The 14,827-nt window shown below is 64.1% G+C and carries 17 protein-coding genes; 5 read left to right on the top strand and 12 right to left on the bottom strand.

From position 1 onward, the window contains the following. Positions 1 to 44: 44 nt before the first annotated feature. The 4 genes from BW38_RS19005 (at position 45) to BW38_RS19020 (ending at position 4,628) form a co-directional block, all read left to right on the top strand. Positions 45 to 794, top strand: a complete 750-nt coding sequence (locus tag BW38_RS19005) for a hypothetical protein (protein ID WP_032974801.1) — start codon at positions 45 to 47, stop codon at positions 792 to 794. Positions 795 to 1,174: 380 nt separating this feature from the next. Next, positions 1,175 to 3,217: an elongation factor G gene (fusA, locus tag BW38_RS19010; protein ID WP_032974800.1), complete on the top strand. Its 2,043-nt coding sequence runs from the start codon at positions 1,175 to 1,177 to the stop codon at positions 3,215 to 3,217. A gap of 271 nt (positions 3,218 to 3,488) precedes the next feature. Then, entirely contained in the window at positions 3,489 to 3,761 is a 273-nt protein-coding gene (locus BW38_RS19015) for a hypothetical protein (RefSeq protein ID WP_025877210.1), read from the top strand. A 111-nt stretch (positions 3,762 to 3,872) separates the two neighbouring features. Then, on the top strand, positions 3,873 to 4,628 hold the full coding sequence (locus BW38_RS19020; protein ID WP_025877209.1) for a SapC family protein: 756 nt from the start codon (positions 3,873 to 3,875) through the stop codon (positions 4,626 to 4,628). A gap of 1 nt (position 4,629) precedes the next feature. On the opposite strand, the gene BW38_RS19025 is transcribed toward BW38_RS19020, so the two are convergent. Both BW38_RS19025 and BW38_RS19030 read right to left on the bottom strand, forming a co-directional pair. Then, positions 4,630 to 6,954, bottom strand: a complete 2,325-nt coding sequence (locus BW38_RS19025; RefSeq protein WP_327083149.1) for an ATP-binding protein — start codon at positions 6,952 to 6,954, stop codon at positions 4,630 to 4,632. Next, positions 6,951 to 7,577, bottom strand: coding sequence for a response regulator transcription factor (locus BW38_RS19030; RefSeq protein ID WP_032974799.1), 627 nt, complete (start codon positions 7,575 to 7,577; stop codon positions 6,951 to 6,953). The genes BW38_RS19025 and BW38_RS19030 overlap by 4 nt, the downstream gene beginning before the upstream one ends. A 763-nt stretch (positions 7,578 to 8,340) precedes the next feature. On the opposite strand from BW38_RS19030, the gene BW38_RS19035 reads away from it, so the two are divergent. After that, the gene (locus BW38_RS19035; protein ID WP_032974887.1) at positions 8,341 to 8,709 is read left to right on the top strand and encodes a DUF3653 domain-containing protein; all 369 of its coding nucleotides are present in this window, start codon (positions 8,341 to 8,343) and stop codon (positions 8,707 to 8,709) included. A 509-nt stretch (positions 8,710 to 9,218) separates the two neighbouring features. Here BW38_RS19035 and BW38_RS19040 read toward each other — a convergent pair. The 10 genes from BW38_RS19040 to BW38_RS22155 form a co-directional block, all read right to left on the bottom strand. Beyond that, positions 9,219 to 10,511, bottom strand: coding sequence for a zonular occludens toxin domain-containing protein (locus BW38_RS19040; protein ID WP_032974798.1), 1,293 nt, complete (start codon positions 10,509 to 10,511; stop codon positions 9,219 to 9,221). A gap of 4 nt (positions 10,512 to 10,515) precedes the next feature. After that, complete coding sequence (locus tag BW38_RS19045) at positions 10,516 to 10,914, bottom strand: hypothetical protein (protein ID WP_032974797.1); 399 nt, start codon at positions 10,912 to 10,914, stop codon at positions 10,516 to 10,518. Then, positions 10,911 to 11,849 carry an attachment protein gene (locus BW38_RS21680; RefSeq protein WP_152543260.1) on the bottom strand — a complete coding sequence of 313 codons (939 nt, stop codon included), beginning with the start codon at positions 11,847 to 11,849 and terminating at the stop codon, positions 10,911 to 10,913. The genes BW38_RS19045 and BW38_RS21680 overlap by 4 nt, the downstream gene beginning before the upstream one ends. A gap of 172 nt (positions 11,850 to 12,021) precedes the next feature. Continuing rightward, complete coding sequence (locus BW38_RS21980; RefSeq protein WP_032974796.1) at positions 12,022 to 12,291, bottom strand: hypothetical protein; 270 nt, start codon at positions 12,289 to 12,291, stop codon at positions 12,022 to 12,024. Positions 12,292 to 12,300: 9 nt separating this feature from the next. Next, positions 12,301 to 12,438 carry a hypothetical protein gene (locus BW38_RS21920; RefSeq protein WP_161763224.1) on the bottom strand — a complete coding sequence of 46 codons (138 nt, stop codon included), beginning with the start codon at positions 12,436 to 12,438 and terminating at the stop codon, positions 12,301 to 12,303. Between the two features lie 50 nt (positions 12,439 to 12,488). Beyond that, the gene (locus BW38_RS19060; RefSeq protein ID WP_051584860.1) at positions 12,489 to 12,623 is read right to left on the bottom strand and encodes a hypothetical protein; all 135 of its coding nucleotides are present in this window, start codon (positions 12,621 to 12,623) and stop codon (positions 12,489 to 12,491) included. A gap of 308 nt (positions 12,624 to 12,931) precedes the next feature. Next, positions 12,932 to 13,234, bottom strand: coding sequence for a single-stranded DNA-binding protein (locus BW38_RS19070; RefSeq protein WP_032974794.1), 303 nt, complete (start codon positions 13,232 to 13,234; stop codon positions 12,932 to 12,934). After that, entirely contained in the window at positions 13,231 to 14,340 is a 1,110-nt protein-coding gene (locus BW38_RS19075; RefSeq protein WP_032974793.1) for a replication initiation factor domain-containing protein, read from the bottom strand. The genes BW38_RS19070 and BW38_RS19075 overlap by 4 nt, the downstream gene beginning before the upstream one ends. Further along, the gene (locus BW38_RS0120415; RefSeq protein WP_152543259.1) at positions 14,337 to 14,621 is read right to left on the bottom strand and encodes a hypothetical protein; all 285 of its coding nucleotides are present in this window, start codon (positions 14,619 to 14,621) and stop codon (positions 14,337 to 14,339) included. The genes BW38_RS19075 and BW38_RS0120415 overlap by 4 nt, the downstream gene beginning before the upstream one ends. After that, entirely contained in the window at positions 14,611 to 14,733 is a 123-nt protein-coding gene (locus BW38_RS22155) for a hypothetical protein (RefSeq protein ID WP_268844463.1), read from the bottom strand. The genes BW38_RS0120415 and BW38_RS22155 overlap by 11 nt, the downstream gene beginning before the upstream one ends. Between the last annotated feature and the right edge of the window lie 94 nt (positions 14,734 to 14,827).

Genomic DNA, 14,827 nt, shown 5'->3' with positions numbered 1-14,827 from the left:
CGACGTATCATTGTCGGTTCGTTTTTCTCAACGGAATGACCCCCATGAACTACATCCTCCCGCGCGCGACACTGCTGGCTTCGATCATTGCTGCATCGTGCACGGCGCACGCCGCTCCCGTCCGCACGGTTGTGCTGGACAAGGTGGCTGACCAGGCGACCTCGATCGAAATCCGCCATGCGAAGGGCGCCGGCGCCGCCTCCGATCTTTTCACCACGCACTACTACACCGGTGGCGCGATGCTGATGGCCTGGGGCAATCAAAGCGTGCTGCTGCTCTGCAAGAAGTCGGCGTATCTGAAGCTGCCGGGCATGAAGCCTGCGGCCAGCGAACTGCCGCTGGAGAAGCGGCAGATGATCGGCTACGAAGCGATGATGGCCGGCTACGGCAGCCTCGCTTCGATCAGTGGACTGGTGGATGGCAAGATCGAGGTGGCCGATGACGGCAGTGAAGTGCGCCGCCAGGCCGAGCGGTCGTGGGCCTACGGCGTTGAGCGTTACGACGTGATCAGCCAGCGCATGCCCAATGGTGCGCTGCGCGTGCGCGCACTGAAGACCGCCACCGTGAACAACGCAAAGCCGTCCAAGCCGGGCGACACCTTCAGCACCGATGACGACCAGGCTGCCCGCCTGAGCGAGCTGGGTGCGGTGGGCGCCTGGACTGAAGTGACCATCCACGACACCCCCCGTCGAGGCGAGATCAATGCCGCCTTCCCGCTGAAGGACTGGGTGTCGGTGACGGGGGATCACGCCGCGACGGTGGGTGAGGCGCGGCGGATCAATGGGTGCGAATGATCGTTCTTGGGTGATTGCTGCCCCGTTGCGCCTCATCGTTCCATCCATGTGCGCAATATTCACTTGCGCGCCAGACTGACAGGTCTAGAATGCGCCGCATGAACCGGATGCCGCTCCTGAAGTTTTTCACCCTGACCCGCGCAAGCGCGGAACGGGCGTGTCTGCCTGGAGCCCTACGAGGCCGCTGATCGCGGCCTTCGCTGGACCATCCACAGAGCGCCCTCCGGGGCGCTCTTTTCGTTTCCGTCCCCATCCCTCAACCCGCTCCACGCAAGGAGAACGTGCCATGCACCAGATCGCCGAGACCGAACGCTAGCCGCACACGCCGTTGCCAACCGGCGTGTGCGGCCCCCGAAGTTGGCCCAGCAGGAACCCCTCTCATGAACACCAACACCCAGACTCTGTCGCGTCTTCGCAACCTCGGCATCATTGCCCACATCGACGCTGGCAAAACCACCCTTACCGAACGCCTTCTGTGGAAGACCGGCGAGATCCACCGCGTCGGCGAAGTGCATGACGGCAACGCGACCACCGACTTCTCGGCGATCGAGCGCGAACGTGGCATCACCATCGGTGCGGCCGCCGTGCACGCACAGTGGGCGCCACGCGATCTACCGCTGCACCAGCTGACCCTGATCGACACGCCCGGCCACATCGACTTCGCCATCGAGGTCGAGCGCTCGCTGCGCGTGCTCGATGGTGCCGTGGCCGTGTTTTCGGCCGTGGACGGCGTGCAGCCGCAATCGGAAACCGTGTGGCGCCAGGCGCGCCGGCATGGCGTGCCGTTGATTGCGTTCGTCAACAAGATGGATCGCATCGGTGCCTCGTTCGAGCGCGTGCTGGAGCAGCTGCAGGACAAGCTGCGCGCGCGACCGTGGGCGCTGGGCGTGCCGTTGGGCAGTGAGGGCGACTTCCACGGCTGGGTCGACCTGGTCGATGGCCGCGTGCTGCAGTGGCAGGACGCAGGCGCGGCGACGGTGACGGCATGGAGCGAGGCCGAGCGCGCGCAGTGGCAACCGCAGCGCAATGCGCTGGTCGAAGCCGTGGCCGACCATGATGATGTGCTGGCAACGGCATGGCTGGAAGGTCGTGACATCGACGTGGCGACGCTGCGCGCAGCGATCCGTCGCGCGACGCTGGCGGGCGCCGGCGTACCGGTGCTGGCGGGTGCTGCCTTCAAGGACAAGGGCATCGAAACGCTGCTGGATGCGGTGGTCGATTACCTGCCGTCGCCGCTGGATCGTCCTGCGGTCACTGCCGAAGGCGAGGTCGGCGACGTCCTGCTGCCGCCGGACCCGGACGGTCCGCTGGCTGGCCTGCTGTTCAAGATCACCCACCAGCAGCACGGTGCGTTGAGCTTCGTTCGGCTGTACTCGGGCACCTTGAAGGTAGGCGACAACGTGGCCAGCTCGCAGCACCCGCAAGGGCGTCGCATCAGCCGGCTGGTGCGCGTGCAGGCCGACCAGACCCAGGACATCGGGCAGGCCGTGGCCGGCGACATCGTGGCGGTGCTGGGCTGGAAGGATGCGGTCAGCGGTGAAACGCTGAGCGGGCGAGGGCAGCCGCTGCGCCTGGAGAGCATCCAGGCACAGGCCCCGGTACTGGCCTGGCGGTTGGAGCCGGCACGTGCGGCCGACCTGATCCGGCTGGCGCAGGGCCTGGCAAGCCTGGCCCAGGAAGATCCCTCGTTCCGGGTGGAAACCGATCGCGAGACCGGTGAAACCCTGGCCTGGGGCATGGGCGAGCTGCACCTGGAGGTGATGGTCGAGCGGCTGCGCAGCGAATGGAAGTTGGACATCGGCATTGGCGCGCCGCGCGTGGCTTACCAGGAAACGCCGCAGCGTGCCGTGGAAGGCGTCGTGGGCCGCCTGGTCAAGCAGACCGGTGGCCAGGGCCAGTTCGCACACGTGGTGCTGGATGTGGTGCCGCGCGACGACGGCGAGGTTGTGTTCAATGACCGCATCGTCGGTGGCGTGGTGCCGCGCAACTTCATCGCTGCGGTGGAGAAGGGCGTTCGTGCCGCGCTGTCGGAAGGCCCGCAGGGCCATCCGGTAGTCGGCATCGAAGTGAGCCTGGTGGATGGCCAGACCCACGCGAAGGATTCGTCGGAGATGGCGTTCCATCGGGCCGGCAGCGAGGGCATCAAGGCCGCGTTGGCGGCCAGCGGTACGCAGCTGCTGGAGCCGGTGATGGCGGTGACGGTGCATTCGCCGTCCGCCTCGGTGGGGGACGTGGTGGGTGATCTGAATCGCCGCCATGGACGCGTTGCCCGCATCGACGACCAGGACGGTCGCGCCGAAGTCAGCGGATTCGCGCCGCTGGCGCAGCTGGTCGGGTATACGACCTCGCTGCGTTCGCTGAGTCAGGGACGGGCCAGCAGCGAATCGCACCTGCATGGCTACGAGCCGGTGCGTGCAGCGTAAGGTGGATGCAGGGAGCCCGTTCGCGGGCTCCCTTTTTTGTATTAGCGAGGGGGTCATCCACGCATGGCGTGGATCTACCGACCTTTGCATTGGCGGGGGTCTATCCACGCATGGCGTGGATCTACTTCCCACGCCATGCGTGGATGGGTGCCATCCGTGCACCACGTGCCTGCATTGCATTGCAACAAAACTGCAGAAAAAGCTGGATTAAAGTGATGCCTCACGATAAATTGCGCACCCCCCGTTGCTTGCCGCCGCCCGCACCCTGCCCATGCGTGATGACAATGATCCCGGAACCCTGGAGCTGACCCTGCCGCGCAAACGCGGTCGGCCGCCCAAGTTCGGGTACGCAATGAGCGACGCACAGCGGGCTGCACGCTATCGGGCACGGCGCGCTGGCCAGGCCAACCACGCCGATGTGCGGCATTGCAGCGACATGGTCCTGCTGGACAAGATCCGCGCAGCGGTCAGTGCGCGCGACACCGAACTGGCCGGCTTCCTGGTCCACGTACTGTGGCAGCGCTACCCGTTGCAGCTGAAATAAGTCGGCCGCGGGGTGGCCGTTGTCACCTGCCTTGTTGATAATGCGGGATTCAGGTTGTTCCCGCTGGCGCGCCCGGGATGGCAGGCGCGCATGATCGACATGGTTTCCACGATGACCACCACCAGCGACACCACCACCGAAGCTGCGCCGAGCAGCGCGCCCCTGTTCTACACCCGCCCGGTGCCGCTGCAGGCAGACCTGCACGCCGATCTGCGCATCCTGCCGGGCAAGCTCGAGTTCGCTGCCAGCAGCAACTCCATCCCGCTGGTGCTGGGCGAATTCTCGCTGGCGCTGCACCACTTCCCGATCCTGTTCGCAGGCCCGAGCGCGGTGCCGATGGCCGCCGTGGGCGTGACCACCGACAACCTGTTCATCACCGATGGCCTGTGGGACGACGAGACCTACATCCCGGCCTACCTGCGCCGCCATCCCTTCATCTTCATCGACACCGGCGCGGACAATGACTTCCTGCTCGGCATCGACGAAGACAGCCCGCGCATCGTCCGTGGCGGCGAAGAAGGCCAGCCGCTGTTCGTCGATGGCAAGGCCACCGAGATGGTGCAGCAGGCGCTTGAGTTCTGCGGCCAGTTCACCCGCGAGCACGAACAGACCCAGGCCTTCTCCAAGGCACTGGTCGACAACGGCCTGCTGGTCGAGCGCAATGCAACCGTGCGCCTGCCCGATGGTCGCGAGTTCAACCTCAACGGCTTCTTCGTAGTCGACGTCGAGAAGTTCATTGCGCTGCCGGATGCGACCGTCATCGAATGGCACCGCAACGGCTGGTTGGCGCTGATCCACCAGCACCTGATGTCGCTGGGTCGCTTCAACGACCTGACCCGCCGCCAGGCAGGCCGCAACGCCGCCTGATTCAGGGCGACGGCGCGGTTCCCGCACCCCGGGAGCCGCGCCACGACTGCAGCTCGGCCAGCAGCTGGCGCGCATCGTCCCAGCCGGGCGGCACGCGATCGCCCAGCTCCCATAGCTCGCCGGCGCGTGCATCCATGCCGCCCGCGTTGAGTATCTGCAGTACGCCCTGCAGGCGATGCGCATGATGGCGCAGCTGCGCGGCATCGCAACGAGCGATTGCTTCGTGCAGGCATTGCAGCTCGCGATCGATATCTTCTTCGTAGGCGGCCACCAGTTCGCGGGCCGTGCTTTCGAAGGCACGGCCGGGCACAGGCTGGTCCAGCGCCTGCAGCAGCGCATCGGCCTGCAACGGCTTGAGCAATACCGCGTCGATGCCGACAACCTGGCAGCGCAGCGTGTGATCGTCGCCAGTGAAGGCGGAAAGCGCGATCAGCCGAGCGCGCGGCGCGCCCTCTGCCTCATGCAGCCGCAATTGCCGGGCCAGCGCGTAGCCATCCATTCCCGGCAGACCGATGTCCAGCATCACCAGCGGGCAGGGCGCCTGCATCTGGGCCGCCAAGGCATCTTCGGCATTGGCAGCCTCCTGCACCGTCGCGCCCCAGCGCCGCAGCTGGGCGGCAATGACCTGCCGGGTCAGCGCGTGATCCTCCACCAGCAGGATACGCGTGCCGGCCAGCCGGGGCAGGGCGGGCGCAGCGGCAGTGGCCGGCGCATCTTGCACCTGCTGCACGGGCAGGCGAAGAATGAAGCGGCTGCCACGGCCATGCACGCTATGGACATCCAGGGTGCCGCCCATGGCCTCGGCCAACGTGCGACAGATGGAAAGGCCCAGGCCGCTGCCACCGCGCTGCCTGCCTGCATCGGCCTGCCGGAAGGGCTCGAACAGGGCGCTCATCTGCGCTGGCGCGATGCCGATGCCACTGTCGATGACCTCTATCAACAGTGATGCGTTCTTCGTGGGCGCATCCAGCTGCAGGCGCAGTTCAACGCCGCCTACGTCGGTGAACTTGACGGCATTGCCGAGCAGGTTGTCGAGCAGCTGGCGCAGGCACTCCGGGTCCGTTGCCAGCATCGGGAACGGCGCCTGCGGTGCGCAGAGCTGCAGGCTGAGCGCCTTCTTCTGCGCGAGGGGCGTAATGGCCCGCAGCGCCTGCGTGCAGATCGCAGGGACGTTGCAGGGCACCCGCTTTGGCCGGAACGTGCCGCTGGCCAGGCGGGAGAAGTCCAGCGTGCGGTTGAGCAATCCGCGCAATGTCTGGCTGGCGGTGGCCGCAGCGGCGACCAGTTCGCGTTGCCCGGCTGGCAGTGGCGCCTGGCCCAGCAGGTCGATCGACGCCATGACGGCCTGGGCGGAATTACGCACCTCATGGCTGATCATGCCCGTCATCTGCGCCTGCTTCTGATCAAGACCCTGCTGCTGGCGCAGCCTGCGTGCAGCCAGCAACGGGAGTGCCAGCAGCAGGGCTGCGGCTGGCAACAGCCAGAGCACGGTGCCATCAAGGCCTTCGCGCACCTTCTGGCCGAGCGCGGCCGGCAGCGTCTGCCGCGCCCAGCGCTGCAGCAGTTGGGCATGCTCTTCGATGGTGATGTCATCCAGTGCCGCCTCGATACGATCAAGCAGCGCCTGGTCCTCGCGTCGGGCAAGCAGATGCAGCTGGGTCGAAAGATCGGCATCCACTGTCTGCAACCGCAGGCTGTGGGAGAAGTGACGTCGTGCTATCGCACCTGCAGTGGATTCCAGGCCGATCGCTGCGTCGGCAATGCCGGCATCCACGGCAGCCAATGCCGCCCGCATGCTGGGGTGCGGCAGCACAGGCACTGCAGGGTGGTGCTGTGCCAGCCACACAGGGTAGGGGCCTCCTTCAACCGCAGCGATGCGCAGCGTACCGAGATCGGCAACCCGCCGCGGCAAGCGCTCGCCAATGCGGCCGGCAAGCACGCTGGCACCGCCAGGAAAACTGCGCGAGGGCGCCAGGCTGGGGCAGGGCAGGCGTGCCCCATCGTCAGCACCCATCGCCAGCACAAGATCGGCCCGCCCCTCACAGACGGCGGCCATCGCGGCGAGGGTGCTGGAAAAAGGGACTTCGACGAAGGTCAGGCCGGAATGGCGGGCCACGAGCGCGGCATAGCCATGCGCCAGCGTCTGCAGCACCTCGGGGTCGGCAGCATCTTCGGGCACAGGGTGCAGCGTGGGGGCCGCGGCCACCCGGACCACGTGCCCCGCTGTCCACTTTCCGTGCTGGATGTCGCCTGCGGACGTACAGGGAAGCAGGGTAAACAGCGCCAGCAGCATGAGCCTGCGGCCACGCTTGAACAGCGCGGTCACAGTGCCTCCAACTGCTGCCGTATCGCGAAGATCTCCGCGTCATTGCGCAACCCCAGCTTGCGCAGCGCGGCAATCTTCTGCGTGCTGACGGTCTTGATGCTGCGGTGGCGATGCAAGGCAATCTCCGAGACGGTCAGCCCATCCAGGACCAGCCGGATGACCTCGCGCTCGTTGCGGCTCAGCGCATCGCAGGGCGTCAGCAGCTTGCACGACGGCGGAATGCGGCAGAGCCCTTGGGACACGCGTACGACCGCGTCGGACAGTTCAATCAACGGCTCGGATTTGCCGACAAAGCCGCTGATTCCGGCATCCAACAGGTGGTTGATGATCGCCACCGAGGTCTGTCCGGCAAAACCCAGCAGCGTTACCCTCGGCAATGCCTGCCGCAGGTGCTCGACGAGCTCGGTGCCGCTGATATCACCGGGCGCCAGGGTGATGTCGATGATGGCCACATCGGCATGACGCTGCTGCAGCGCCTGCACGAACGCCCGGCTGTCACTGTGGCTGGCGATGATCTCGAAGCGGCTGTCGTTGCCCAGGTGGAAGGCCGTGCCGCGGCGGACGACGTCATGGTCATCAAGCAGGGCCAGGCGAAGCCGGCGCGGTGCAGGGAATCCGTTCATGCGCAGGAGTGTTGTCAGCGCCCAGTGGCGTGGCACTCATTCTGGCGCCGCTGTCGCGTCGAGCATCGAAAACATTCGATTTTTGAGATTTTTCCTAGAGTGGAAGTAGGAAAAGTTGGAGGTTTGTGTCGGGATCTGCACAGCGCGGGTGCAGCGAAGTAGCCTGTTGCGTCTGATGATTTTTGAATCGCGTCTGCAATGAGCGCGCGGACCGCGTGCACTGCTCAAGTTGAGTGCGTGCTCCGCTGGCGAGATGCCAGCGTCCACGCTCCGGTCAAGGACGGGTCCAATCACGAGACGTTCCAGAGCGGCGCGATTGACGGGTTGGCGGGCGCAATTAACGTGACGCGTCACGGTGGTCGCGGGTCCGCCGGCGTTGAATTCTGCAGGGCTGAGGGCTTGGGTTCCCTCAGAATTGAACGTTGGTCCGGTGAGGTACGCCTGACTAGTGGAGACTGGACCTTGCGACTGCTCGTGTGGGCGTGTGCTGCCAGGACATGCCGGGTTGCCCCTTGTGGGGCGCCGGCGACCAGGGGGGACAGAGAAGCTACGGCTGGGTTGGGGCCCGGGTGATGTCCGGGGTGCCATTGGCCGGGCTCGGTAGCGGAGTCGATGTCCGGTCTGCTTTGAACATAATATACATTATGCGAAATGCCATATCCGTCGTGGTTGGGTTCGTCGGCTCTGCATGGCAATGGCTGAGGCTCTGGCTCGGCTCTTGCCTGCCTACTCGTTCACCCGACAAGGACGAGCTCGCAGCATGATCAAGATTGATCCACATGACCGCATAGATCTAACCGGCCCTTGGGCCGGTTTCGGCTTTCAGGGCGGCCACATGTTTACCCCCGAAGGTCATCAGCTGGAGCCTTGCGACATGACCTGGTGGTCCTTGACCTGCAACATTGCACGGGAATGGCGGTTGATGATGGCTGAGGAACGGGCCGAGGTGGCCACCCGATCGGTACGGCCCCGGCAGGCTCCTGCCACAACGAAATCCAGCGTCATCTACCTTGCCGAAGTGCTCAGAATTCGCCGAGAACGGCGGTTGGGCGCGGGTGTATCCGGTTCCGACGCCGAGCCGTCAAATGTGGTCTATATGAGCCGTGGGCCGAAGCCCCGCCAGCGCGTGTGAGGCGCTTTCCGTAGGGGCGCTGCCCCTACACCCCGGTTCACTGCTCCCGGCAGCGCAACCATTCGCCCTTAGCGTTTCGCAGCTGCTCCCAACCGTTACTGAGTCGCCGCATCGCTGTGCCGCCCATGCAGGCGGCGCCAAGCTGCTTGGATTCCGAGGTGCCGTAGGCCGGTAGCCGGATCAATTCGCTTGATGGCGTTGGCAAACCTTGGCGGCGCGCCTCACTTTGGACGTACCAGCGCTCAATTTCGGCGCAGTATGCCCGAACATCCGGATGGGCATGCTGTTGGCATTTGAGTGGCTCGGATCCCGGGTTGTAGGCCTTCGGCACAGCCGGGCTATACCTGGGCACCGGCTGTGGCCCGGTCGCCGAGCGGACCTGTTGAGCTTGCAGAGGTTGCGCCATCACAAGTAGCGCCAGAAGCATGCCTAATCGAATATCCATACTCGCCCCCAAGAACTTGGGGCATCTTACTTGATGTGGCTTGCGACGTGATGCGTCACGCTAATTAGAGTGTTGACGGATATGGCGGCGTCTCGGGGAACGTACCCAGCGGGCGCTTACCAACTGCAATCAACGTGCTTCCGTTCGCCGCGGCGGTGGTCGGCTGTGTCTCGCTCGCGCTCGTCACAGGCGACCCCGCCGCAGCCCTTATGCGCTCAGTGGTCGAATCGGACTGTTCGCCGAACGGGTCGACGGGCCACGTGGTCGCGATAATCTCATGACCTTGAGCACTCAGCAGTACGCCAAATTCGGTCCTTTTGACAGACCAGCCCAGCGCCCACAGTTGCTCCGTGGTGAATCGATCCAGCACCTGCCCGCCTCCTGATGCTCGGAACTCAACGATATCGCGATGCCCGTACCAGCCAGCGTGCCGGGCCCTGGCATTTGCCGCCATATCAAGGATGTATTGCACGCCTGCCGGAAGCTTCTCCTTCGACTTCGAAGCCTCCACGGCCTTGGTGACCACGGTGGCCGGCTGAGCGCCGGGCGCCTGCGCCATCTTCGGTACAGCGGCCTTCTGCGAGGCGACAACCTCTTTCAGATTTCCGCTATCACCGGTGGTACCACTTGCAAAGAAGAACCTCCCAAGCATCCACACGCCAACAACAAGCGCCAGCACCATCAGAATCGCCGGTGCACGCATGGTCTTCCACAGTGTGCGGGTGTTCCCCTTGTAGACCTCGTTTGACTCAATGCCCGGCTGCACGCCGTGATAGAGCTCCCATATAGCTGGATCGTACTTGCGAACCTCCGTGCCCACAGTTTCATACTTGCCCGTGCCCGTGGCGGCGAAGAACCGCACCGAGTAGCGCTGATCGGAACCGAGCGCATCCAGCTTGGTGTACGTGTTCTTCTTCGCCATGCGGCGAATGATGAGGCGGTGCAGGTCTTTGCAGTCCTGCGAGATGATCACCATGTCCAGGCTGATATGGCCGTGCTTGGCGAAGAAATTCGCGGCACGCTCCGGCAGGTTGGCGCGATTGGTCGGCCAGTACTCATGCGCTTCATCGATCACGATCAAGGCGTGCTTCTCGATGTACGGGAACGAGATCGCGCCGTCGTTATCTGTGTCGCACACGCACCACTCAACCACCTCTTTATCGCCCATGACGTGCACCAGCTCGCGCACCTCATCCTCTGGCATGCCTAAATGTGCAGCGATCTTGTCGAGGCTCTCCCCTACCCCGTTCAGACGTACGTAGACGTGTCGCTTCGCTCGTAGCGCGGGCAGGATATGGTGCAGCACCGCCTCGTAGCTCTTGCCGCTGCGAGGCAGCCCTTCATGGCCGAAGATCATGTCGTTAGGTCCACTGGAACAAGGTGAGGAACACCCGCACAAGGCGGAATACAAGTGCTGCAGTGAGAACCGCTATGGCCTCACCAACGCGCAGTTGGGCGACGATGAATGCTGTCCACGGCCCTGCTGAGTTGAGCATCGCGCAGAAGCTGATTTGCGAGAGGAAATCCGGCGCCGGGATCAGATACACGATGGCCTTGACGAACGACAGAACCAGTTCAACAAAGTCAATTTGCAGGTCCGTCATGAAGTCCGAGAAGTCGGCCCATAGTGAGGTGATCTGTTCCTTTGCCCAGGTGGTGATTGCTGTGACCGGCCCCACTCCATCGGCGTAGGCCCACGAAGCGGACAGCGCCAATGCCGCTAGTGCCGCGCACAGCACGATCAGGTGATTTCTCTTCATAGCAGTGCCCACCTCAGTGCGACGATGCCCATGCCTGCAAGAAACACGAACCCCGCGTACTGAAACAGCTGCAGTAGCGGGCCACTGCACAAGGCGCCCAGATCGAACTTGCCCGCATACTGCCCACCATCCCACGTCGCCGTAGGGCAGCTGCCACCGCCAGTGCAGCTGCCAAAGAAGCCCTTCACCTTCGACAGGATCGGGGCGCCCTCAATGGCCGTTTTGAACTCGGCGAGGACCTTCTGCACCGTCTTGCCGGACTTCTTGTAAAGGCGCCCCGTGGTAGGCCCCGGCGCGCCACCATCACCATCACCGCCCTCGCCCTCGCCCGTTCCCGGCCCCGGCCCGGTTCCCGTACACCCATTGGGATCTGTGCAGTCACCATCCCCGTCGCCGTCGCCCGGGCCAGGACCGCCACCATCGCCGCCACCGTCGCCGCCACCACCACCGCCGCCGTCGCCGTCCCCACCACCATCACCGCCACCGTCGCCCGGATCGGTGCCGCCGCCGTCGCCTCCGCCCTCTCCCGGATCAGGCGTGGTGGGTGAAGGGTGATCATTAGTCGAGCAGGTCCCGCCTGTTGGGACGAACAGGATGCCGATTGGTGATCCTGCGTAGACCGAGCCGCCGTAGGCGCAACCGTCATGACAGACGCTGCCTACGCCACCCGGGCCGGGCCCACGCCACGTGGTCTGCTCGGGCCGCGTACTGCACTGCTTTCCTTCCGGAAATGCACGCCGAACAATGCCGATAACGGCGCCGTTAGGGCCCAGCAACTGGGCGCCAACGATGAGTCCATTCAACTCAACCGCCCCTGTCGACACTTCCCCGGGCCCATAGCCGCTAAATCCTCCCACAGCAATCTGAGCAGCCACTGTGCTCGCCGCAGAGAATGCCATTCCTTGATCTTCGCAGTATCGAAGTTCATAGGTCACCTGCTCACACGCCAACGTGTCATCTTGAGCGAGGGCAGCGGTCGAAGATGCGCACAAAAATGCGAGTAGCACAGCTATAGAAAGTCTCACTGTGAGGCCTCATTGAATGCCAGTGAAACCGCGTGACCGGCTAGTCCACCAATGAACGCGAATACCATGCACACAAGCATCGTTACTGCTCCCGTTCCGATGCGCCGCAGATCACGCATTCGCCGTCGTCATAGTCATGGCCGCTGTCAGCACATACGGCCTCTTCAACATCGCCCGCCTCATCGTCCGCATGTTCGTCGGCGTCGAGATCCTCTCGGTCCTCAAAGAACCCGGCGACCTTGTCAACGCACCATCGCCCGAACCATGGGAGCGCCATCAGGGTGCCGGCACCTATGATCGCGGCCACGACTTGCGCCACCGACAGGCCAAGAAAAACCCCGCTGAAATCCATCGTCCACCCCTAGTAGTCGATGACGATGCGGCACTCCGTACACCACAGGCTGCCGTCGTCCAACACGATCACGTCATCACCGCCGCACTCGGGGCACCAGTCGTCCTGGCATTCATCAGTGCTGACGTCATCGGGCTGTGTCTGCATAGGAATCGGGGCTGGTTTCCCAGCCCCTCCCCGTCACGATTCTTCCGCGATTAGCGGAAGAAGGTCGCGACCTTGTTGGTAGCCCAGCGAGCGAAGCCCGGGCCCGCCTTGATGGCGCCTGCGCCGATGATTGCGCTGATGGCGCTGGCCGCTGCGAGGCCGGTGAGAATTTCGCCGAAATCCATTGCACTACTCCTTCTGTGATGCGCGTTGCGCGCGTTAGGTGGGGTGGTCAATCCCGGTCTGTACTGACCGACTTCACGACGGCGCCGACGAGGTAGCCCAGCACGTTCAGTGCAAGCACCAGCGTGAACACCCCCGAGAACCAACCAGTAGCCACCTCAGGTTCCGGCCACTGGAAAAGATCGATGAGGATTGAGGCCTGTGCGTGCTCTGCCGCTGACACAAGCACGTACCCACCACACTGCGATGCAGGCTCCCCGGTGGGTACGAGCGTCCCCTCAGCAGTAAGAGACACGCACACGGCCATGGCTTAGGCCTGCGCTGCGGCGCGCGGTGCGGCCTTGGGCAGCTGGCGGAGCACGGTGTACTTGCTGAGGGTGGCCACACCCTTGTTGACCTGGAGCATCGATTCCACATCGAGCTCGTATTCGCCCTGCGGGTAGCCCGGCTGCCCGTCCTGCAGGCGCACATCGAACGGGTACGCGAAGCCGTCCGTTTCCAGCTTGCCTTTCTGCTTGCGGGTGCTGTAGGCGACGTCTTCGCCCTTGTCGTTCTTGAAGCTGCCGCCGCGTTCGTCAATTTCGCTTTTCAGGACGGTGACCTTGATGCTCATGCGTAGACCCCTTTGAGGTTTGGTGGTTGCAAGACCGAGGTGTCGGCCCAATGCGCTGCTACATTCCCGTTGAACCACTTCGGCAGCGTTGGCGAAGTGCAGGTTTCCATGACCGCCCGCAGTGAGTCGGTGTCAGGGCAGAATTTGGTGATGACGTTGAGCGTGGCGCCGTACTGACGGCGCAGGTTCCGGAATGCGCTTTGCAGCGTTGCCGCTACCGCTGCCTTGGTGACTTCCATTCGGGTGGACACACAGCGCAGAAAGCGCAGCACGGGATAGGCGCCGAGCAGGTAGGCGGCAGGATCGCGCAACAGATCGAGCGGCAGTTCCTTCCGATTGGAGGCACGGAATTGGGCCTCGTAGCGCACCCATGGGGAATTCTTGTCGCCCTGCTCCCTGCCCTTTTCGTAGACGCGCAGCTGCTTTTCCGAGACCTTTCCGCCCACGTAGAACGTTTTGCCATCGCCGCTGTCGTAGTCGTCAACCAAGCGCGCCTTGGGGCGCTGCCCACGCTGATCGAACTGGCCTTCGTCGTACCACTTCTGTGCCAGGCGCAATGGGTACTTGCCCAGCAGATCATCGGCGCACACGTCGAGTCTGGTGATTCTGCCCGCGCAGCTTTCGAGCTTCGCTCGAAGCTCCAGCCACCGCTGCGCATGGCCGCAGCGCGCTGCGCTAACGTACTTGCATCCCTCGCCAGAAAGCTCGATGCGAGCGGTGATCGTGCCGTCGATGCGTTGGCAGTTGTCCCCGCCAAGCTCGATCATGCCGACGAACTTCTTTTCGGCGTCAATGAGCTTGACCCGCCACTTGTAGAAGCGACCGCCGCCAGCCGCCTCATCCAGTTCAAGGCCAAGGCCACCGAAGAACCACGTAAACACGTGGAGCGCGGCAACCCGGGCGTTGTCGGCGCAGGCGTCGATCCACTCACGGGATTCGTCCTGTGTGTCGCGGTCGAGGAACCCCGTCTCACGCAGTGCGACGAACAGATCGATAGAGGCCGAGAACCAGTCAATCCCGACCGTCAGGGTTCCCTCGGGGTTGCTGAATTCACTGACTCCCCTGTTAGACGCGGGGAGTCCTGCCCCGGCCGGCACCGCGCTCACGGCGAAACCTCGCCCAGAATCACGGCCTTGGCCTCACCCACACACGCACAGACGCGGTAGTCCACCTTGCCGCGCAGGATCTGGCGGAACCAACGCGCATTGCGCAGGGCGTGGGCTTCGTCGCTGCCGTAGTCGCTCTTGTGATTCCAGGCGCCACCCGGTAGACGCTGCTCGATGGTGTAGCGCAGCTTTTCCATCTGGATCACGCCGTGGATCACCGCTTCAAGCGGAGATATCGAGCGAACCGGATCGTAGAAACGCGGATTGACCTTAGCGACCATCGCCCGCCCCCCTCGCACGCAGGGCGAACGCAAGCGACCAATAAAGGCCCGTGAGCAGCACGCCGCCAACGAAATAGACGACCAGCGGATCGCGCAAGAACTCAGCGACCATTCCGAAGCTCCGCACGCAGCCAGTGGATGAAACCAAACACCACGAGCACGAAGGACGCCGGGTGCGGGGCGATAGCGAACAGGCCGACAGCCGG

The sequence above is a fragment of the Stenotrophomonas sp. RIT309 genome (genome assembly GCF_000632045.1).
Taxonomy (GTDB): domain Bacteria; phylum Pseudomonadota; class Gammaproteobacteria; order Xanthomonadales; family Xanthomonadaceae; genus Stenotrophomonas; species Stenotrophomonas indicatrix.
The sequence above is the reverse complement of the archived record's forward strand: the minus strand, read 5'-3'. Positions and strand labels throughout refer to the sequence as shown.

Bases quoted from the DNA above. Each gene is read 5' to 3' on its own strand.
- BW38_RS19020 (WP_025877209.1), top strand. From the start codon at position 3,873: ATGACCACCACCAGCGACACCACCACCGAAGCTGCGCCGAGCAGCGCG.
- BW38_RS19070 (WP_032974794.1), bottom strand. From the start codon at position 13,234: ATGAGCATCAAGGTCACCGTCCTGAAAAGCGAAATTGACGAACGCGGC.
- BW38_RS19005 (WP_032974801.1), top strand. From the start codon at position 45: ATGAACTACATCCTCCCGCGCGCGACACTGCTGGCTTCGATCATTGCT.
- BW38_RS21980 (WP_032974796.1), bottom strand. From the start codon at position 12,291: ATGGATTTCAGCGGGGTTTTTCTTGGCCTGTCGGTGGCGCAAGTCGTG.
- BW38_RS21920 (WP_161763224.1), bottom strand. From the start codon at position 12,438: ATGCAGACACAGCCCGATGACGTCAGCACTGATGAATGCCAGGACGAC.
- BW38_RS19040 (WP_032974798.1), bottom strand. From the start codon at position 10,511: ATGATCTTCGGCCATGAAGGGCTGCCTCGCAGCGGCAAGAGCTACGAG.
- BW38_RS0120415 (WP_152543259.1), bottom strand. From the start codon at position 14,621: ATGGTCGCTAAGGTCAATCCGCGTTTCTACGATCCGGTTCGCTCGATA.
- BW38_RS22155 (WP_268844463.1), bottom strand. From the start codon at position 14,733: ATGGTCGCTGAGTTCTTGCGCGATCCGCTGGTCGTCTATTTCGTTGGC.
- BW38_RS19045 (WP_032974797.1), bottom strand. From the start codon at position 10,914: ATGAAGAGAAATCACCTGATCGTGCTGTGCGCGGCACTAGCGGCATTG.
- fusA (WP_032974800.1), top strand. From the start codon at position 1,175: ATGAACACCAACACCCAGACTCTGTCGCGTCTTCGCAACCTCGGCATC.
- BW38_RS19030 (WP_032974799.1), bottom strand. From the start codon at position 7,577: ATGAACGGATTCCCTGCACCGCGCCGGCTTCGCCTGGCCCTGCTTGAT.
- BW38_RS19015 (WP_025877210.1), top strand. From the start codon at position 3,489: ATGCGTGATGACAATGATCCCGGAACCCTGGAGCTGACCCTGCCGCGC.
- BW38_RS19060 (WP_051584860.1), bottom strand. From the start codon at position 12,623: ATGGATTTCGGCGAAATTCTCACCGGCCTCGCAGCGGCCAGCGCCATC.